General features: G+C 56.8%; 23 protein-coding genes. 12 read left to right on the top strand and 11 right to left on the bottom strand.

Annotated features, from left to right (window positions below):
- Positions 1-3: 3 nt before the first annotated feature.
- The 9 genes from ACAW74_RS25830 to ACAW74_RS25790 all read left to right on the top strand — a co-directional run bounded on the left by ACAW74_RS25830 (position 4) and on the right by ACAW74_RS25790 (position 3,441).
- Positions 4-234: a hypothetical protein gene (locus ACAW74_RS25830; protein WP_370701160.1), complete on the top strand. Its 231-nt coding sequence runs from the start codon at positions 4-6 to the stop codon at positions 232-234.
- Positions 235-236: 2 nt separating this feature from the next.
- Complete coding sequence (locus ACAW74_RS25825) at positions 237-692, top strand: hypothetical protein (protein WP_370701159.1); 456 nt, start codon at positions 237-239, stop codon at positions 690-692.
- A 334-nt stretch (positions 693-1,026) separates the two neighbouring features.
- Positions 1,027-1,305 (top strand): hypothetical protein, encoded by a 279-nt coding sequence (locus tag ACAW74_RS25820; RefSeq protein WP_370701158.1) that lies wholly within the window; start codon positions 1,027-1,029, stop codon positions 1,303-1,305.
- Between the two features lie 197 nt (positions 1,306-1,502).
- Complete coding sequence (locus ACAW74_RS25815) at positions 1,503-1,949, top strand: nucleoside triphosphate pyrophosphohydrolase family protein (RefSeq protein WP_370701157.1); 447 nt, start codon at positions 1,503-1,505, stop codon at positions 1,947-1,949.
- Entirely contained in the window at positions 1,939-2,391 is a 453-nt protein-coding gene (locus ACAW74_RS25810) for a hypothetical protein (protein WP_370701156.1), read from the top strand. Before ACAW74_RS25815 ends, ACAW74_RS25810 begins: the two co-directional genes overlap by 11 nt.
- Positions 2,388-2,519 carry a hypothetical protein gene (locus ACAW74_RS25805; RefSeq protein ID WP_370701155.1) on the top strand — a complete coding sequence of 44 codons (132 nt, stop codon included), beginning with the start codon at positions 2,388-2,390 and terminating at the stop codon, positions 2,517-2,519. Before ACAW74_RS25810 ends, ACAW74_RS25805 begins: the two co-directional genes overlap by 4 nt.
- The gene (locus ACAW74_RS25800) at positions 2,516-2,692 is read left to right on the top strand and encodes a hypothetical protein (RefSeq protein WP_370701154.1); all 177 of its coding nucleotides are present in this window, start codon (positions 2,516-2,518) and stop codon (positions 2,690-2,692) included. Before ACAW74_RS25805 ends, ACAW74_RS25800 begins: the two co-directional genes overlap by 4 nt.
- An 84-nt stretch (positions 2,693-2,776) precedes the next feature.
- Positions 2,777-2,995 (top strand): hypothetical protein, encoded by a 219-nt coding sequence (locus ACAW74_RS25795; RefSeq protein ID WP_370701153.1) that lies wholly within the window; start codon positions 2,777-2,779, stop codon positions 2,993-2,995.
- Positions 2,992-3,441 carry an LvrA C-terminal domain-related protein gene (locus ACAW74_RS25790; RefSeq protein WP_370701152.1) on the top strand — a complete coding sequence of 150 codons (450 nt, stop codon included), beginning with the start codon at positions 2,992-2,994 and terminating at the stop codon, positions 3,439-3,441. Before ACAW74_RS25795 ends, ACAW74_RS25790 begins: the two co-directional genes overlap by 4 nt.
- A 99-nt stretch (positions 3,442-3,540) precedes the next feature.
- Here ACAW74_RS25790 and ACAW74_RS25785 read toward each other — a convergent pair whose 3' ends face one another.
- From ACAW74_RS25785 to ACAW74_RS25735, 11 genes are all read right to left on the bottom strand, one after another.
- Positions 3,541-3,732: a hypothetical protein gene (locus ACAW74_RS25785; protein WP_370701151.1), complete on the bottom strand. Its 192-nt coding sequence runs from the start codon at positions 3,730-3,732 to the stop codon at positions 3,541-3,543.
- Between the two features lie 17 nt (positions 3,733-3,749).
- A complete protein-coding gene (locus ACAW74_RS25780; RefSeq protein WP_370701150.1) occupies positions 3,750-6,602 on the bottom strand; it encodes a hypothetical protein in 2,853 nt (950 codons plus the stop codon).
- Between the two features lie 20 nt (positions 6,603-6,622).
- Positions 6,623-7,297, bottom strand: a complete 675-nt coding sequence (locus ACAW74_RS25775) for a hypothetical protein (protein WP_370701149.1) — start codon at positions 7,295-7,297, stop codon at positions 6,623-6,625.
- Positions 7,272-7,859 carry a hypothetical protein gene (locus ACAW74_RS25770; RefSeq protein ID WP_370701148.1) on the bottom strand — a complete coding sequence of 196 codons (588 nt, stop codon included), beginning with the start codon at positions 7,857-7,859 and terminating at the stop codon, positions 7,272-7,274. The genes ACAW74_RS25775 and ACAW74_RS25770 overlap by 26 nt, the downstream gene beginning before the upstream one ends.
- Entirely contained in the window at positions 7,856-8,338 is a 483-nt protein-coding gene (locus tag ACAW74_RS25765; RefSeq protein WP_370701147.1) for a hypothetical protein, read from the bottom strand. The genes ACAW74_RS25770 and ACAW74_RS25765 overlap by 4 nt, the downstream gene beginning before the upstream one ends.
- The gene (locus ACAW74_RS25760; RefSeq protein WP_370701146.1) at positions 8,339-8,770 is read right to left on the bottom strand and encodes a phage virion morphogenesis protein; all 432 of its coding nucleotides are present in this window, start codon (positions 8,768-8,770) and stop codon (positions 8,339-8,341) included. It abuts the gene before it with no gap.
- The gene (locus ACAW74_RS25755; RefSeq protein WP_370701145.1) at positions 8,760-9,551 is read right to left on the bottom strand and encodes a phage head morphogenesis protein; all 792 of its coding nucleotides are present in this window, start codon (positions 9,549-9,551) and stop codon (positions 8,760-8,762) included. Before ACAW74_RS25755 ends, ACAW74_RS25760 begins: the two co-directional genes overlap by 11 nt.
- 56 nt (positions 9,552-9,607) lie before the next feature.
- On the bottom strand, positions 9,608-10,957 hold the full coding sequence (locus ACAW74_RS25750; RefSeq protein ID WP_370701144.1) for a phage portal protein family protein: 1,350 nt from the start codon (positions 10,955-10,957) through the stop codon (positions 9,608-9,610).
- A 113-nt stretch (positions 10,958-11,070) separates the two neighbouring features.
- On the bottom strand, positions 11,071-11,496 hold the full coding sequence (locus ACAW74_RS25745; RefSeq protein WP_370701143.1) for a phage protein Gp36 family protein: 426 nt from the start codon (positions 11,494-11,496) through the stop codon (positions 11,071-11,073).
- A gap of 1 nt (position 11,497) precedes the next feature.
- Positions 11,498-13,087 (bottom strand): hypothetical protein, encoded by a 1,590-nt coding sequence (locus tag ACAW74_RS25740; protein ID WP_370701142.1) that lies wholly within the window; start codon positions 13,085-13,087, stop codon positions 11,498-11,500.
- Positions 13,084-13,533 carry a terminase gpP N-terminus-related DNA-binding protein gene (locus tag ACAW74_RS25735; protein ID WP_370701141.1) on the bottom strand — a complete coding sequence of 150 codons (450 nt, stop codon included), beginning with the start codon at positions 13,531-13,533 and terminating at the stop codon, positions 13,084-13,086. The genes ACAW74_RS25740 and ACAW74_RS25735 overlap by 4 nt, the downstream gene beginning before the upstream one ends.
- Positions 13,534-13,753: 220 nt before the next feature.
- Between ACAW74_RS25735 and ACAW74_RS25730 the strand changes: the two genes are divergently transcribed.
- The 3 genes from ACAW74_RS25730 to ACAW74_RS25720 all read left to right on the top strand — a co-directional run bounded on the left by ACAW74_RS25730 (position 13,754) and on the right by ACAW74_RS25720 (position 16,955).
- Positions 13,754-14,728 carry an HK97 family phage prohead protease gene (locus ACAW74_RS25730; RefSeq protein ID WP_370701140.1) on the top strand — a complete coding sequence of 325 codons (975 nt, stop codon included), beginning with the start codon at positions 13,754-13,756 and terminating at the stop codon, positions 14,726-14,728.
- A 71-nt stretch (positions 14,729-14,799) separates the two neighbouring features.
- A complete protein-coding gene (locus ACAW74_RS25725; protein WP_370701139.1) occupies positions 14,800-15,711 on the top strand; it encodes a major capsid protein in 912 nt (303 codons plus the stop codon).
- Positions 15,712-15,788: 77 nt separating this feature from the next.
- On the top strand, positions 15,789-16,955 hold the full coding sequence (locus ACAW74_RS25720) for a DUF2586 family protein (protein ID WP_370701138.1): 1,167 nt from the start codon (positions 15,789-15,791) through the stop codon (positions 16,953-16,955).
- Position 16,956: the final 1 nt, after the last annotated feature.

The raw sequence follows: 16,956 nt of genomic DNA, 5'->3' as shown, positions 1-16,956 counted from the left end.
CCAATGACTGAATACGAAAAATTAGAAAAGCTCGGCAAGGATGTGACGAAGCTGTTTAAGGACGCTGGCTTCGACCAATTTGTGGTGATGGGCCACAACTGCCAGAAAGACCAGGTGTGGATCGGTCGGTCAAGCCAGATGTGCAACTTCACTCGGACCGTCAACACGGTGGTCGAGTCTATCAATGCGAGTGCCGGTGGTATGAATCTGATGAACAACCAATCTCAAAACTGACCATGAATCCAAGCAAAGCACAACTCAGAAAGCTGGCTGAAAAGATCGCCGATTATAACTCCCGGAACGCCTCTAAAATCCTCATGGATCGGCAAGTTGAGACGATGAAAAAAGAGCTTGAGGCGACAAAGGCCGAGATCATTCAGATGGTCGAGCCGTATGCCGATCAGTTCATCGATGGCGAGTGGATCGTGCTCGATCCGGATGCCGCCAACCGGGTGGGTACGTTGAAAGCCAAGTTTAGCAGCCCCAAACTAGTCCTGGCTGACTCGGAAAAGAAGCCTTCCGACGCTCAAGTCGCTAAGCTGGTGAAGGCCATACCAAAGCGGTACGTGGGCGTCAAATTGAACCTGGCCCAAATGCGCGAGTCGATGGAGACCGACGAAGCGTTAGCCAAAGCCCTCACTGAAGTCGGCGTCACGGTGGTCCGCTCTGTCGAGTACGAGGTCAAGTTATGAAGCGTAAGCCTTGTGCAAAAAAGATTGCGTACAGCAACGCACAGGAAGCTATAAACGCGGCTGTGAACTATCAGGAGCAGCACGGGAACAGTAAGCCCAATCGCCACTACAAATGCCCCCACTGCTACAAATGGCATTTGACATCGAAGGGTAACAGGCAACTGATAGGAATCAAGGCTGAAAAACCTAATCCAACAGCCGACTACTGGAAGCATCGACTCGGAGTGAAAGACGAGTAACGGGCGCGTGACGCGACGGCGGGGATGGTCTTTGGGGTTCGACTCCCCACCCGCCGCAATGGCAATAGTGCCAGATTCTAAACCAGTTCAGCCACATGGCTAAGCAGCAAACACCTCCACCGGCTCCGGCCGCTACTCCAGAGACGGCTCCCGCCACAACGGGAACCGTTTCTCAGCCCTCAAAAACGGGTACGTTTCAGGTAAACCACGTCGACGGCGGCTCGGCGCACCTGGGCAGTCTTCAGGCCGTCGACGGTCGGCCGACCGATCTACTCGGCGCAATGAGCCTCAACAGTGCCGACGACGGCTTCTTCGTGTCAGGCTCCAGCTACACGGTGACCGTTACGAAGAACGCACCCAATCAGATGGTGTAGGTTTTACCGCGACGGGGGCATCAGCTCCCGTCGCTCTTATCAAACAACGAGATGATCCTGAAGAACAAACCAACTCAAACCGTGACCCTAATGCGCTGTGTGCGCTGTGGTCACACCCTGCTGATCGCCTTGCCGATCAAGCTGTCTAACCCGCTCTACGGCGCGGAATCTGCTCACGTTTGCAAACCCTTATACCCATGAAAGAGCAAATTATCAGTATGATCCGGGCCGAGCGCGCCCGGCAAATTCAGAAGTGGGGCCATCAGGATCAGCCACTTTTTGTCTGGCTGCTTATTCTACAAGAAGAGCTAGGCGAAGCGGCCAAAGCCATGCTAGAAGAAAAGCAGATCGATGAGATCGTTGCCGAACTGGTGCAGGTAACTACGGTGGCGATCCAGATTGCAGAGGAGTTTGTCAAAGGCGACAACAAAATGGAATGGCTCATCGAGAAGCGTTTCAAAGTGATTTACCACGACGTGTCTGTGGAAAGTGCCTTTATGAAACTGTGCGAGGGAGTCGGCAAACTTGCCAGCGTCATCCATCGGAATGAATGGGATTATACCACCTTCAATTTCCTGAGCTACATCATTGAAAAAGGGGCTACGACCATTCATGAACTAATGAAAAAGCAGGATGAAAAATAACCCCAACGAACCGCGCACCCTCTGGCAGAACAACCGCTTTCATCAACTCATCCAACAGTGCAAGCTGGAGAAAGATGAGAAGGAGGAACTCGTGTATCTGGTCAGCGGGGAACGTACCCGCACCAGCGCCGAGCTGACCTTCCACGAGATGGATAAGGCCATCAAACGCCTGGAAGGCCCGATCAGCAAGTCGATCAAGAAAATGCGGGCCAAGATTTACGGGCTATACCGCGACATCGCCGAACTGCCGCCAATGGAGGAATACACGTTCCAACAAAAGGACTTCGACGCAGTGAATAGCTTCCTGGTCAGATGCTTCAAACTGAAGCTCCATGAACTCGACTACAAGACGCTGACCAAAGCCGTCACGGCAATGGAGAAGTGGCATAAATGGGGAATTGACAAAGCAGTTAAACGCATCTTAAACGATCAGCAACAATGATACTAATTAGCATTCTCACCCTCGCCGGTGCCTTTATGATGGGCTTTCTCGGTGGTTATCTCTATCGGGCACGAGATCAGCGCAAGTACGGCCCTTATGACAGCTATCATTCAGACAAAACGCCATGATCTACTTAGCTATAATAGGCATCGGCATCGCGCTGGTGATCTACGGATTATTGATGGTCTATCTGTGGATCGAGCAAAGGCGGCTGAAAAAAGCCCTTGATCATCAAAACGACGTTTGGGGCCAGATTTGGGCCAACATGCAAAGCAAACTGACGAGTTATACCGAACTATAAATCAAGTATTTACACATGAAAGCATTAGGGAATTACGTTGTTGTGTGGTTAATTGTACTACTCTTTTTACTCAGCACACAATCAATGACACCTCAACAACTGCGTCTCCACCAGCGCAACGAGGCAATCCGCTCTAAATACTTTTCGCGGCATGACAAAGGGTTTCGCAACGAGATCATCGTGGCTGACCTGGCAATGGAGTTTTTCCTGTCGTTGGACACCGTGCAGAAAATCGTTTGGCAGCGCGGCCACTACCGCCAGCGCGAGTCGACTGTGGCCACTCAACAAACCTTACAGGCATGATCACGAAAATCTACGCCCTGTCGAGTGACAGGTATGTGGGGAAGGTGATCCTCAAGTATGGCGGTCGCGATGAGTTGCGCGAGTTCAGTAATCAGGCCGAGCTTTCGGATATGCAACTCGACTGGTTTAAGCAGATGTTACCCATGTCGCACATGCAGTTTCAGGCGTTTCTCACGCAATATCCGAACGCCTTTAAAGTGAATGTGATCCCGCCCGATCTGAGCTTCGAGGTCTTTTGGGAAGCCTACAACAAGAAGGTTAAGAAGGCCCGGACGCAACGGTTGTGGGAGGCCATGAATGACTCGGAGCGGATCGCCTGTTTGAACTCACTGTCGGGCTATCACTATTATCTCGACAAAAAGAAGATCGCCAAATGTTATCCCGATACGTACCTGCGGGATAAACGGTGGCTCGAAGATTACGTCGCGCTGGCCAAACAGCGTTAACGTTCATTAGTATAAGTTGTTTGACAAAAAAGCCCGTCGGCAATGCTGACGGGCTTTTTCAATACATGAGATGATTTGAATGAACAAATCGGGACAAAGCTACGCCTCGTTGAGTTCGCTCAGTTCAATGGCCACTAAAATGAGCGCCTGGGCGCAAAGCAGCGACTGAGTTACCCAGGTGGGCGCGGTGGTCAACGAGGCCAGGATCGGCGCAACCAGCCCCTTTTGAGCCAGGATCAGGATGCCGTAGAATTTTCTCGACATCCGAAAGCATTTGGGCAGTGGATTCATGGTGGATAGGGTGGCGTTTAGCGTAAATAACCTTTAACGTCGACACTCCAGGTCTGAGTCGTTCCCTGTGCGGGGCCGGTGATGTTCAGCTTGAGAGGCTTGCCACTGTTGATCCAACGCCGGGCCGCGATTGGCGTCAGGGTGTAGGTGCCTTCCTGAAACGTCAGGCCGGTCAGAGTTTGCGACGCAAACTGGTCGTTGGTGCTGTTGTCCTGCCCCACCTCGACCGTCGCTGGAGCGGTGATGGCGGTGCTGACGTTAGCCCGGATCACAATCTCGGTAATCACTGCCAATCGGGTCGAGGGCACCGTGTAGATCGTGGTCACGCCCGTCGTGGTGCCGCTGATCCCTGACACCGTCGCCAATACACGAGGCTGGGTGGCTGGGCTGATCCAGCTTGTGCCGTCCGCGACAACCGGGCCGGTGGGTACGTTTACCGCGTTGGCCGTCGCTACGAACGAGTTACCGGCTGTCGTGGCCACGATGGCAGGATCGATAGGCAGATCGAGCGTCACGGCGTTGATCACCTCCGAACCGGAGCGCACGACGGCCGAGTTGTTCCAACCAGTCCATCCGCTCCCTTTGATGATGAGTGAGGCACCGCCAAACACGTAAAAGGGGTTGTTCTGCGTGCCATTCAGGGTGAGATTGGTGTAGTTGACCCGGACGTTAGCGTTCGACTGTACGATGCGGTTCATGCCGTTCAGCGTCAAGTTCGACAGGTTCAGCGTGGTGGTTACCGATGTGCCAGCGGTCGACTCAAAAAGCCGCTTCATCGTGTTACAGGTCGAGCCGTCGACGTTAATGACGCTTACCGATCCTGGTCCCTCGACCAGTGCGGCGGTGCTGTAATCAAGGCCCGTAAAATCGCTGTTCCGCACATTGATGGTGCCGACTGTCGTGCTGCCTGGAGCGTTGATAACGGGTACGGTAGTGACCACCGTGTTGGTGACTACGTTGTTAAGCGTCATCTGGTCGACGCGCCCATACAGTCCGGCCATTGGTACGCGAAGGGTAAGGCGCGCGTTGTTGATGGCCAGTTGTCGGATACGGCTCGACAGGGCTGACATGCCCAGGACACCGCGCTCAGTGACGCGCGGGCTGTTGATGATCAGATTGTCGACGGTCGCATCCGTATCAACCACCACCAGGTTGTCGGCCGCACCCGTCAGACTGGCAATGTCTGAGACAAAAAGCTGTTCAATGTGGCACGTACCGTACACGTTCCCGCCGCCGAGGCCCGGATCGCGGCTATCCCGCGCGGCCAGCACCACGTTTCCCTTCGCTGTGGCGCGGGCAATATGCACCTTGCCAATGTTCTGGTGGCGAATCTGGATCGAGCCAACGGCGTCCTCGATGGCCAGGTCGTCAATGCGGCCCGTCGTGTAGGCACCGTCACCGGTGGTCACGGCGGGAATGCCGACAGCCCGCTGAATGACGTTCCGGACTATGACGTTACGGAGGGTATCCGAAACGACCCCAAACGTGAGTGCTCTGGTGTTGTTAAGGCCAACTACGCCGTCCACATAAAACCCATCGATAGTGCCTTTCGAGTCGTTTAACAGATCATAATCCTGCGTAGTAACTCCGACAATGTCGTCGCCAAACTCGCCGATCACGTCATGCACAAACGCGTTTTTGCCCGGACCCGTGAAGTGCAGACAGTCGCTTCCGGTCTTGCCTCTGATGTGCTCAGCCACCACGTTGGTATAATTCGCAAAACTGGCGGCATATTTGGATATGTTGGCCGGGGTGTAAAAGGTTACGTAGCTCAGGGTTACGTTGTCGCAAGCCCGGAAAAAGAGGGTGTGGTTCTCATTGCCCACGCCACCATTGACGCCCCTATCAAACGTTGTGTTTCGGATCGTCAGGAAGGACGTGCGTCCAGTACCGCTTACTCCTGCGCGGGTGCGAAGCATGTTGTTACTCGTGTTGGGCAGGGATCGGAAGTAGGCACCGCTGATCGTCGTATTGCTGCCTGCGATCAGATACCCGTTAGTGCCACCATAGGCATACGTCGTATTAACTGGTCCCTGCAAGGTGCCGCCACCAATCGCCTCGATGTAAGCCAGGCATCGGTTTAGAGCGGCCAGGTCGTTGGTGCTATTATCACCCTTTGCGCCGAAAATTTCGGGCGCAAAGACGTTGTTTGCGACACGCCGTTTGTAGCAGTACAGGCCGTTGGGGGCTGTGCTCATGTAACCCTGGCCGATGGTGGTGCTGAGCGCGCCGGTGGGAATGCGTTCCCAGGTGGAGCCGTCGTAATAGATGTACAACTCGGTCCGGGTCTGGAGCGCCGCAATGCTGTTTACCTGGGGCAGAAGTACCCGGCTGATGTCGCTCACCTTTGCCGTATCCGCTTTCGTGCCCATCTGAAAGATGGTGGCATAACTCGCGTCGTTGGCGAATACGCTGACGTTTGTCGGCTTTCCCGTCAGGTCGGCGTAGACTCCCGACGTAGCCACGGGCTTAAGCCCGTCGATGGTGCTGGCGGGCTGAGTGCCGGTGTGGTTGGCCCGTTGAGTGGCGTCCACGTTGGGCACCAGCGGCAAACCGACTTGCGCCTTTGTCACACCGTGCGGATTTAGGATGTTGTTGGCGTGACCGAGCAGGTTGGCGCTGGTGGTGTTGAGCTGCGTCTGAAACGAGTTATTCAATCCGTTCTGCGTACTCAGGTAGTTGTTAAACGACAACAAATCCAGTTTAAGCGCAAGCCGGTTGCCCACCCAGGCGGTGGTTGGGATCGGCTGCGTCACGGTGGTTGTTCGGCTCCGGTAGGTGATCAGCCCGTCAGGCGTTTCGTTGCCGAATTGAGCCAGGCATTGCACACTAATGCACAGGCAGAAAAGCAATTTGATGTACTTCGTCATTGGGTGGATAGATTGAAAAATTAAAGCAATTGAGTTAAGAATTTCAGGCAGCGGCCGTCCGGTTGTTTGATGCACCACACGTCGGTCTCGTCGCCTTCCACGTCGCTGGCCACGACAAACAGGGTGGTCCGCTCGACGGGAATTTCCCGTACCGCCTGAATGGTCGGCGCGTTGCCGAAGCCGATGTTCAGGCTGGCGGCGATTGATTGGGCAAGGAGTGCGGCCTGTTGCGCCAGGCTGGCCTGAAGCTCCGCGTTCTGGAGGGCGATGTTGGCTTCCTCGGCGCTGGTCTGAGCTGCGATCCGGGTGGCTGACGCTTGGGCGATGTCAGTATTGACTAAAGCCGTCACGTCGGCGTCGACTAGCCAGGACGTTCGACGGGGTGCGTCGGCCCACATCGACGGTGTCAGTGGGCTACTGATCCGGAACAGCCCGCGCCAGAACACTTTGAGGATGTACACGCCGGTTTCGATGGTGGCGGTCTGCTCAGCCGAAAAGGTGAACGTCACGTCGCCGGTGCCTTCCTGCGGTGCCTCTTTGGTAGGCCGAAGGCTCTCCTCCTCCTCGGCCGGTGAGTAGCGGTGGTATACACCGGCCGTCACGTCGTCGGGAATGCCCCATTTGAAGCGAAGCGCCAGCGTCCAGGCGTTACCAGGAAAGAAAACGAATTCACTCGTTTGTTGCTGTTGGCACATCGTTAGGGTCGGGTTTGACGCGTTTGACGAAAGGCGACTGGAGCTGGTAATAGTGCCTTAGTAGGTAGCGGCCCAAAAAGAACAGCCCAGCCAATAGAAGTAAACCCAGGCCAATGGCGATCCACATAAACTTGTTGGCCCGACGACGGTTGTTATCGGCTTGCTGATGATACTGCTCAGCCAGCTCCTGGTATTTTGGATCGACGCCCCATTTCTCAGTGACGGTTTTGACCATGACCAGCGTGTCTTTTTCGGCTCCAGCGCAATCGGCCAAGACGGTCGTGTTGGTTGGCTCCCGGATGATCGTGACGGTGGCTCGGCCTTGCGTCTGTTTTTGCGTCAGTGGCGTCGTCGCGGTGGGCACGACTAGACTGGTCGAGTCGGCTGGTACGGCCACCGTGATAAGCTGGTAGGTGGTGTCGACGTGCGTGGTTTGAAAGCGGGCTTTCGCTCGGTTATAGAGCGATGTACAGCCCGACAGGCAACCGGCAATCAGGATATAGCTGGCTAGGCTGAGTAGAGTGGCCACGAGGCCGAAGCCCCATTTGGGTGTGGTTTTCACGCGGTGGGTGGATTGGTGGAGGTGGACATAAACGCGGTGACGTGCGGAGTCAGGGAGACGTAGTTATACGACGGGCCTGACTTGAAGGCAACCTCGAAGGTTTCCTCCACGACGAAGAACGAACCAGATGAATACTCTCTCGTAGTGAGCCGACTCATCACGCCGGGCACACTCAGGATCGTGGCGCGCACCCGATCCGCGATGGTCAGCTTCGCCAGGTTATCCTGAGCGGTGGGGTGACTGATGTGGGTGGCGGTGGGCAGGGTGAGCACCGTCTTCGTGGTGACGGTGCCCTTGCCGAGTTGATTGCGGCCTGCTAGTTGGCTCCAGGTGAGATCGGTCTGGCCAATAAGCAGGGCGGGCGGGATCAACGAGTTGAACTTGTCCGGGTTGTCGAGCTGACCTTTGTCGAGGTCGACCCATTTGAGACCCGGCACGTCTAAACAGGCGTTGCCGAGCAAGAGGTAGGTGGATAGCATTTAACTGTTGTTTAAAATACGCTGGAAGTCACGGTCGAACTTGGCGACGATCTTGTCGTCGAGGGCTTTCGATGGCCCCATAAATTGACGTTGCGGCATGACATTGTCGCCCTCGTTGTGGCGCTTCGCATACGGCCGGTCGCTGCTAAAGACCACGTCCTCATCGCCGTCATTGCGCGCCGTGATGCTGTTGCCCAACTTGCCGGTGTCGGTCAGGATCGGCGGAAGGTTGCCGTTTTTCTTCCGCTTCTGATCCTTGCGGGCATTGGTGATGTCGGGCCACTTTTCGAGCGTTTCGTCGGTGAAACCTTCGTTCCGGAAGGACTCTTTAAAGTGCTTGGTGCCCTCGACCCGAACCACCGTTCGCGCGTGGTTCTCGATGTAGTTGCTGATCCGACCAGCCAGGGCCGCGAACAACTTGTCATTGTTCATCGTCCATCAGCTTTTCACCTTCCTCATCGATGGCCTTGCGCTCCTTGTCGGTCAGGCTGTCGCTGTATGGGTGGGTTTTCGAGAATAGCTCACCGGTTTTGCCCACGTTGTGATCGAGACCAGGCGCGGCCTTTGGCGCTTTGCCCGGTACGTCGGTCACCTCATCGTCGGTCTGCTCGACGCCGCACATGCAGTTATACTCCGAGGGCGGGAAGTGATGCACCCAGAAGTCGTCATCCACCGGCCGCACCACGTGGTAGAAGGGCTTATGCTCATCTCTGGGCGTGGCCGCGCGCGACGGCGTATAGATGAGGTTGGGGTACACGTCGACCTCGGCCTCGAAGGCTTTCCACCGGCTGGCGTTATAGGCGCTATTGACGGCCGTGTTATACTCGACCTGGAGCCACGTCTGATTGTAGGCACCGGCGACGGGTTGGGCGGCTTCCTGGAATTGCTTCCAGGTGCGGAGCTTGCCTTTGTCGTCGGCCAGGAGCGCGGCCAGATCGATCCGTTGGCGGTACGTCTTGCGGGCAGCAAACCAGGCGGCTGATTTGCGTAGCTGTTGCACGAAGTCCCAATTCGGATCGCCGGTTTTCACCTTGCCGAAACCGGCCGTGATGGCATGGTCGAGGGCGTCGAAAGTGAGCCGGAATAGATTCGGCTCGACCAATCCCTCGAAGCCGTCAAACAGGTTCTTCAGCGCGGCCCGTACCAGCTTCTTGATATTGAGAAAGCGCGGCAACTCATTCTCACCAGCGGCCAGGTGCAAATGATGCCCCAAGTACAGCGTGTGGAGGTCGGCCCCGAATGAGCTAAGCTGGCTCAGCTCATCGGGGCCTAGCGAAAATTTGCAAACGGATCAGAGCCGAACACCTTTCTAAACCAGTCGGTTGCTCTGGCCTTCAGCTCCTCGAAGCTCGGCGCGCTGTTTTCCTGCTTGCCCTTCGCTGGCTTCTCCTTCTTGTTGGGCTGCTCAGCCGCGTCCTCTTCTTCGGGATCGTCTTCCCCTTGCTGGCCCTTGCCTGGCTCCTTCTTCTTTGCCGTCTTGTCAAATTCGACGTGATACTCTTCGGCGAAATACTCCTGCGTCAGTGGGCCGACTTCCTTGTGAATCTTCAAATCGCCGTCGAGGCGATCCTTCCAGGCAACGCTTTCCTCTTCGTCGGCAAACTGGAAGTTTCCATCGGCCGGAATGCCCTGCGCGATAAGCATGGGTTTAACAAGGCTTTCCAGTACCAGGATCACGAACTGGCGATCGGACATGCCCACACGGTCACCCACGCGCTCGTGAACCTCCGACTGGCTTAATGACGATCCTGAGTCTGTGGTCATGGTCTGCCCTACAAACAGCTTGCTTAGCTCCTTGTCAAAGTGATCGATGGCCATGCTGTACGTGGTGGCCGATGCGGTCTGGTAGTTGCCCATCACCTCCATGTTAGCGCCTTCCGGAATGATCGAGTAGCCTGCGCGGCCCTGCTCATTGGCCATCCGCTCAAGTTGCGCTTTCTGCTCGATGGATGAGTAGGTGTACTTGCGGTGGGGTTGCCCGAAAATCTCGTTAAAGCTGCTCCAGTCGGAGACGTTGCCCCGCTTGAGCAGCACCAGCGGCGCGGCCTTAAGCAGCTTGCCCAGGTCGTCGGGGTTGCCCACGCCCAGGTACAGGTTGGTGTACGGGGGCTGCGTGTAGTCGGTGCCGTCGAAGGAGCCGGGCTGTTCGACCACGATCCCGAACTGCGGCACCACGTGCGCGCGCGGAACCAAGTCGACGGCCGGGCCTCTGGGCGCGGTGAAGTCAGCCCGGATCAGGCTATACCCATACGCCACACTGTCGATGATGTGACCGAGCAGCGCCAGAAAGCCCAGACTGTTGATCAGGGCGTTGATCTGCTCGTTGGGTTTGCCGTCCTTCTGGAAGAGCAGCGCCGAGGTCGTGATCGCCAGGCGACGCTGTTCCATGACTGAGGTCAGGTGGCCGTCGAGCGTGATGTCGTCGTAGAGATCATACAGCAACTTCCGGTTGGGGCTGAGTATGCTTTCTGCCGACTGGAGCGCGGCTTTCCAGCGCCCTAAATCTTTCGGGGTGCGGTCGAGTGTCCGAAGCTGAATCCCGAAATCGTTAACGACGATCTGCTTGGTATTGGCGACGGCGGCTGGCTTTTGCTTCGCTTTGTTACGGTTCTTGGCCATTTTTCAAAACAGGCCGACAGGGCGGCGATTGATTAGCGGGTGGGTACTTGGACTAGTTGTGTACCGTTTGCCTGTTGTCGGGCGTTTTAAACGGCACTTAAACGGGGTAGGGGTTAAAGCACGTCGGAGAGTTGGACGCGTTTCTTGCCCGAACCCCACGCAATGGCCCCTGCACCCTCGGCGGGTAGCTCGGTCGGAACCATCGGGACGCCAGGCAAGGCGCTCTCCCCTTTCTGGATCAGGCGTAGGATGGCGATGGCCTGATCGTAGCGTTTCTCCCGGTGCTCCGGGATTGTTTCCTGAAGAGCGTACAGGTGGTAGATCGCCAGATCGCGCGCCAGGCCGAGCAGAAATTCGTGTCGCGCTTCGCCGACCTTTTCCAGTTCCGGCCGGATCAAATACCGGTTGGCCAGGTACGTCTCGATCTCACCTTCAGCCCTGGCGAGTTGCATCCGGATGATGGTCTCGGAATAGTTGGCAATGGCTCCGGCGATTTCGGGGTAGAGCGAGGCCGATAGGTCTTGACGGGTCAGAAACATATTAGTAGCGGGTGTTACGCCGGTAGGAGCCATAGACAGCACCGGCCGACGTGCGGTTTTTTTCGTTGGTCTTGAACACGGCTCCCTCCCAGGCATCCGGGCCGTCGTCGTGGCCAGTGGGGAAGTTGAGGAGCTGATCGGTAAAGGCCCGGTGATCCGGGTCACGTTTGAGGGCTTCGTTGATGCGGACGACCTTGCGCTCAAACAGCGGCGAGGTGCCCTCGATCCGGGCGTACTTGTCGGGCTTGTCGCGTTTGTCTTCGCGCACCGGCAGCATGAACCCGGCCGTGATGGAGTGCTCGGTGTAGTCCTCCATGATCAGGTCTTGCAGGAAGTTGGCTTCCATCCAGTGATCGATCAGCTTCGCGCCTTTCTCCTTCAGCCGGGCATCCATGTCATAGTGCGCCTGCACCATCGCCGTGCGGGTGGCCTGACGTACCCATAGATCAAGGATGTCGTAATACTTGCCCACTTTGCCCACCGCGACGATGGCCTTGAAGTCGCTTTTCTTCGTAGCCTTGAAGCTCGGATCGACGTACACGACGATGCTCTGATAGACAGACAGGTCGGGCATGGGCGCGTAGAACAGCCAGTCCCGTTTGAAGACCTTGCCCTCGACAATGTGCTTGTGGAAGTATTCGCGCTGAGCAGATCGGTAGCCAATTTTCTCGAACTGCTTCTCCAGCTTTTTGCGGGTGAACCGCGACGGCCAGGCGGGTTTACCCTCTTCGCTCTGATCTTCGGCGTGGGTCTTCGGGTCTTCCAGGGCGTAGACCTTGACGCGGGTCACGGCCGGGTTGACCGGATCATCCTCCTCGACGTCGCCGACCAGGTGCGCCAGGATACTCGCCTGGTGGATGCGGTTGCCCACCAGTAGGAACCGGCCTTGCGTCCCGTCGAAGCACCCCATCAAATCCTCACGCACCCAGGCAACGGCCTCCTCGACGCGCTCCTGATTCTTGCAAATCTCCTTATCATCGATGTCGTCACAGATGATCAGGTTGGGGCGGCGTTCGCCTTTCCGGGTGCCACGCGGTGACTGGCCACGACCATACGCCCAGAAGCCGATCCCGGCTTTGGTGCTGAAGCTACCCTCGGCCCAATCGCCGTGCGTCTTCTGCTCACCGAAGTCCGCGATAAACTTGGCGTTGCCTTCGAGCTGAACCTGAATATCGATCAGGAGTTGGGTGGCTTTCTTCTCGTTCTGGCTGGCCACGATCACGCCGTCGAGTTCACCCTTCGCCAACAGATATAGGACGATAAAGACGTTGGCGAAGACCGATTTGGCATGGCCGCGTGGCCACTCCAGGGCGGCAAAGATGTCCGGGTCGTTGATGATCAACTCGGCCGCTTTGTTGTGAAACCAACCGAACCGCACCCGCTTTTTGGTCTTGCGGTCGGTCATGTAGTTGGGACAATAGTACCAACAGAACGCCTCGAAGTTACCAGGTGCCAGGAGCATGGCGATCCGCTTTTGGCGGTCGGCGGTGGACTCCTTCGGATCGGCTCCGGGCTGCGCGGTCTGAATGACCAGGGCGGCGCTGTGATACTCAGCCAGCGCCTTTTTGTCTTTGGCAGTTAGCTGGCTCATTCGGCGGCTTGGGTGGCTAAAAACTCGTTGGTGTAGGGCACCAGCTCACGCGCCAGGTCCGGGTTCTGTGCGGCCACAAACTGAATGATCTCTTTGACCAGGTTGACGACGGCGGCATAGGCCATGTCTTTCCCTTTGATCTGAGCGTACATCTTCGACAGGGCATCGACCTGCCCTTTGTCGAGCGGCTGAAACGTACCCGCCGAGCGGTTGGTCTTAACGTGTTCCCGGAGCACGTCGACGGCGTACTCGATGACCTCTAGGAGGCCATTTTCGAGGCTTTGCTTCAGGGCACGGCCCTCGGCGCGCTCTTCCCGCCAGCCGTTTCTCTTCACCCAATTCGATACGGTGGTTTCGCTCACGCCGAGCGTCGAGGCAATCTTCTGCCCGGACACATCGAGCATGTAGAGCAGTTTTCCAGCCTCCTGGAGTTGGGCACTAGTCATTGATTCGTCGGTGGGATATGGGTCAAAATTGCCCATTAGACAGACGATCGGCCACTCGCATGGGTAGGGATAGTCGCCCATTTCGGAGCGCCTACGGAGTCGCTGATGCTTACTCCGGAAGGGCTACTCGACCCGGTTGGCGTGGGCCGAACCGCGCCCAAACTTTGGGTCAGTTAGCGGGCTTTCCGTACCCATCCACACCGTTCATTCCCTATTACCAATGGCCTTCTGCGTCAGTGACGAATCAGTCAACTCACACGGCTTCCGCGTCCTCCAAAGTGGCGCGGACACCGAAGCGTTTGAACGCAACCCCATCATGCTGTACATGCACCAGCGTGGAAAGGTCATTGGTAAATGGGAAAATCTACGGTGGGAAGACGGCAAGCTGTACGTCGATGAAGTGTTCGACCTGGATGATACATCCGAAGGAGGCGGCAAAGAAATCGGCGGCAAAGTAGAGCGCGGGTTCCTACGCGCGGCCAGCATCGGCCTGGTGGTAATCGAGTCCGCTTGGGACGACGCGCTTCAGTGTCCCGTCGTCACCAAATGGCGACTTCAGGAGATCAGCATTGTCGACGTGGGCAGCAACAGCAACGCCCTTCAATTGTACGACCAGGCTGGTGAACCGCTGGGCGAAATGCAGCTCTCGGCCCTGCTCAACAAGTATCGGCCCCCGGCCACATCCACACGCACACAATCCCAAACAACCACAATGGAACTTGCCACCGTCCTGACGGCGCTCGGCCTGGCTGCGACTGCCAGTGACACCGACGTCCTCAACATGGCCGCGAAAGCGGCGGGCTACGATGCCCTGAAAATTGAGCACGACAAGCTGCTGAAAACGCAAAAGGAGACGCTCGAACTGGAAGCGAAAACCTTAGTCGATCAGGCTCACGTCGAGAAACGCATCACGGCTGAACAGAAGCCGATTTACATGAATCTGTTCGCGGCCGACCATGCCAACGCCAAGCTGGCTCTGGAGGCACTCCCCAAACCCAAAGACCTGGTCGCGCTGGCCGCAAACGGCGGTGCTGCTGCTCAGGGAGATGACGCTACACGGGAAGCTGACAAAAAGCGGTTTCACGAACTCGACAAATCGGGTGGGCTAATGAAGCTGGCTCAGACCGACCGCCCCACGTTCGAGCGGCTGTATGAAGCCGCGCATGGCGTAAAGCCAACCAACGTGCAGGTGTAGCCTTGGCTGCTTCTGCGATCACCTCCAGTGCCTAGTACGCGTACCACACCACACCACACCGTAACATAATCATGGCATTACAGCCGGAAATCTGGGTTGCCCAGCTTGTAGAGAATTTCTACAAGGACAACGAGTTTATGCAGCATGCGACTCCTCATGACGAGTTCGTGCTGGAGGGCAAGGTCGTCCACCTGGCACAGGCGGGAAGCCCGTCAGGCGTGTCGGTTAACCGCACGTCGCTGCCCGCGACTATCTCGGAGCGTACCGACACCGAGACCACGTATGTGATCGATGAGCTGACCAGCGACCCCGTCCTGATCCGCAACATCGACGTCATTCAGCTCTCGTATGATAAGCGCCAGTCGATCATCTCGAACGACATGGCCAACATCAAAGAGAAAGGGGCTGAAAACCTGCTCTCACGTTGGGTCGCCAACCTGAACGCCAACAACATCATCCGCACCACTGGCGCGGCGAGGTCGTCAGCCATTACCGGCGCTACGGGCAACCGGAAGGCGTTCGATAAGTCGACCATGTTTGCGATGAAGGTGAAATTCGATAAGGATAAAGTGCCTGCGGCTAATCGCAAGTGCCTGCTTTATCCGGATCAGATCGACGCCCTGCTTCAGGACAAAGACCTGGCCGTCAACTTCGTCAAATACGCCGATCTGGCGGCTGGTATCGTCGGCCGGGTGGCCGGGTTCGACATCTTCATGCGTGATACGGTGCTGCGCTTCAGCAACGACGCCACGCCGGTGGTGAAGTCACCGTCGTCGGTGGTTGCCACTGACGAAAACGCGGGCGCACTCTTCTGGCATCCCTCATGTGTAGCCCGCGCAATGGGTGACGTGAAGATGTTCGAGCGCCTGAACGATCCCACCATGTACGGCGACGTGTACAGCTTCCTGCTGATGTTCGGCGGTCGCGGTCTGCGTGCTGACGGCAAAGGCATCGGCGCGGTTGTCGAAGCCGCATCGGCTTAATAAAGGGGTTTCATGAGGTCGCTATTGGACCGGCTCGGCTGAGCCGGTCCAATGCTTAACCAACTAATCGCACACACATGGCACTGCCTGACGTACTTATTAACCTCCAGAATGGAGGTCTCGGCCGGATCGCTTTCGCAGATGATCGCGTGGTGGGTCTGGTGCTGAACGGGACGCCCCGCGCGCCGTTCATGGTCCGCTCGATGGATGACTACTTTGACATCGTCAACCCGACCCGCGTCGTCCAAACTTCCTATGGTCTCTACTGGCAACAACAGGTGCAAGACTTTTTCCTTGCTGCTGGTGAGGGGGCTGAGTTGTGGGTGATGATTGTTGATCCTACCGTTTCGCTGGCTGACTTATTTACCGGCACGACCATCACTACGTTGATGGAGGCGGCTGAAGGGCGGCTCAATGTCATCGGGGTTAGCCGGTTGTTGGAAGCCGAAACGCCGACCCTGACCGAAGGGCTTCACCCTGATACGCTGGCGGGTATGGATGAGGCGTTCGCCTGGGCGGAAGCGCAAAACACGCTACATCGACCGTGCCGGATTCTGCTCGACGGTAAGTTTCTCGACCCTGCGCTGGCCAACCTGCGAAACCTTAAGACCCACACGTTTAACCGCGTGGGTGTGGTAGTTGGCACCAACCGGGCGGGTCGTAACGCGGCAATGGGATTGGCCCTGGGGAGCATTGCTGCCATACCAGTCCACCAGAATCTTGGCCGATTCCGAAATGGTTCGCTGCCAATCTCGGAAGCTTACACGACCAATAACATTGCCGTGAAGGCCAACAGCACACAGGCCGTTACGCTCGATCAGAAGGGGTACATCTTCCTCCGGAAGTACCCGAATCAAGCCGGGTATTATTGGGTGGGTGACCACATGGCTTGCGCCGATACTGACGACTTCAACAGCCTGGCCAATGGCCGCGTGGCGGATAAAGTCGCCCGGCTGCTGTACACGAACCTGTTGCCTGAACTGCTCGACAACGTACCTGTCGACACCGAGACCGGTAAGATTCCCGCGACCTGGGTGAAGAACCTTCAGGGTAAGCTCGACCGGGCCATTAGCCTGGGTATGATCACCAACGGCGAGAGCGAGATCAGTGGGGTCACCACCTTCATCGATCCGGCTCAGGACATCCTGGCACTCTCTAAACTGGAGGTTACGTGCCGCGTGACGCCCCTCGGCCTGGCGCGCGACATCGTCGTAACTCTTGGTTTCTACAACCCTAACGCCTAAC

It is taken from the genome of Fibrella musci, assembly GCF_041321105.1.
GTDB classification, from domain to species: Bacteria; Bacteroidota; Bacteroidia; order Cytophagales; family Spirosomataceae; genus Fibrella; species Fibrella musci.
Note: the sequence above shows the minus strand (reverse complement) of the source record. Positions and strands in the feature narration are given on the sequence as shown.

What these genes read in the sequence shown, in the direction of transcription:
- ACAW74_RS25830 (WP_370701160.1), top strand. Translation starts at nt 4, where the DNA reads ATGACTGAATACGAAAAATTAGAAAAGCTCGGCAAGGATGTGACGAAG.
- ACAW74_RS25825 (WP_370701159.1), top strand. Translation starts at nt 237, where the DNA reads ATGAATCCAAGCAAAGCACAACTCAGAAAGCTGGCTGAAAAGATCGCC.
- ACAW74_RS25820 (WP_370701158.1), top strand. Translation starts at nt 1,027, where the DNA reads ATGGCTAAGCAGCAAACACCTCCACCGGCTCCGGCCGCTACTCCAGAG.
- ACAW74_RS25815 (WP_370701157.1), top strand. Translation starts at nt 1,503, where the DNA reads ATGAAAGAGCAAATTATCAGTATGATCCGGGCCGAGCGCGCCCGGCAA.
- ACAW74_RS25810 (WP_370701156.1), top strand. Translation starts at nt 1,939, where the DNA reads ATGAAAAATAACCCCAACGAACCGCGCACCCTCTGGCAGAACAACCGC.
- ACAW74_RS25805 (WP_370701155.1), top strand. Translation starts at nt 2,388, where the DNA reads ATGATACTAATTAGCATTCTCACCCTCGCCGGTGCCTTTATGATGGGC.
- ACAW74_RS25800 (WP_370701154.1), top strand. Translation starts at nt 2,516, where the DNA reads ATGATCTACTTAGCTATAATAGGCATCGGCATCGCGCTGGTGATCTAC.
- ACAW74_RS25795 (WP_370701153.1), top strand. Translation starts at nt 2,777, where the DNA reads ATGACACCTCAACAACTGCGTCTCCACCAGCGCAACGAGGCAATCCGC.
- ACAW74_RS25790 (WP_370701152.1), top strand. Translation starts at nt 2,992, where the DNA reads ATGATCACGAAAATCTACGCCCTGTCGAGTGACAGGTATGTGGGGAAG.
- ACAW74_RS25785 (WP_370701151.1), bottom strand. Translation starts at nt 3,732, where the DNA reads ATGAATCCACTGCCCAAATGCTTTCGGATGTCGAGAAAATTCTACGGC.
- ACAW74_RS25780 (WP_370701150.1), bottom strand. Translation starts at nt 6,602, where the DNA reads ATGACGAAGTACATCAAATTGCTTTTCTGCCTGTGCATTAGTGTGCAA.
- ACAW74_RS25775 (WP_370701149.1), bottom strand. Translation starts at nt 7,297, where the DNA reads ATGTGCCAACAGCAACAAACGAGTGAATTCGTTTTCTTTCCTGGTAAC.
- ACAW74_RS25765 (WP_370701147.1), bottom strand. Translation starts at nt 8,338, where the DNA reads ATGCTATCCACCTACCTCTTGCTCGGCAACGCCTGTTTAGACGTGCCG.
- ACAW74_RS25760 (WP_370701146.1), bottom strand. Translation starts at nt 8,770, where the DNA reads ATGAACAATGACAAGTTGTTCGCGGCCCTGGCTGGTCGGATCAGCAAC.
- ACAW74_RS25750 (WP_370701144.1), bottom strand. Translation starts at nt 10,957, where the DNA reads ATGGCCAAGAACCGTAACAAAGCGAAGCAAAAGCCAGCCGCCGTCGCC.
- ACAW74_RS25745 (WP_370701143.1), bottom strand. Translation starts at nt 11,496, where the DNA reads ATGTTTCTGACCCGTCAAGACCTATCGGCCTCGCTCTACCCCGAAATC.
- ACAW74_RS25740 (WP_370701142.1), bottom strand. Translation starts at nt 13,087, where the DNA reads ATGAGCCAGCTAACTGCCAAAGACAAAAAGGCGCTGGCTGAGTATCAC.
- ACAW74_RS25735 (WP_370701141.1), bottom strand. Translation starts at nt 13,533, where the DNA reads ATGACTAGTGCCCAACTCCAGGAGGCTGGAAAACTGCTCTACATGCTC.
- ACAW74_RS25730 (WP_370701140.1), top strand. Translation starts at nt 13,754, where the DNA reads ATGGCCTTCTGCGTCAGTGACGAATCAGTCAACTCACACGGCTTCCGC.
- ACAW74_RS25725 (WP_370701139.1), top strand. Translation starts at nt 14,800, where the DNA reads ATGGCATTACAGCCGGAAATCTGGGTTGCCCAGCTTGTAGAGAATTTC.
- ACAW74_RS25720 (WP_370701138.1), top strand. Translation starts at nt 15,789, where the DNA reads ATGGCACTGCCTGACGTACTTATTAACCTCCAGAATGGAGGTCTCGGC.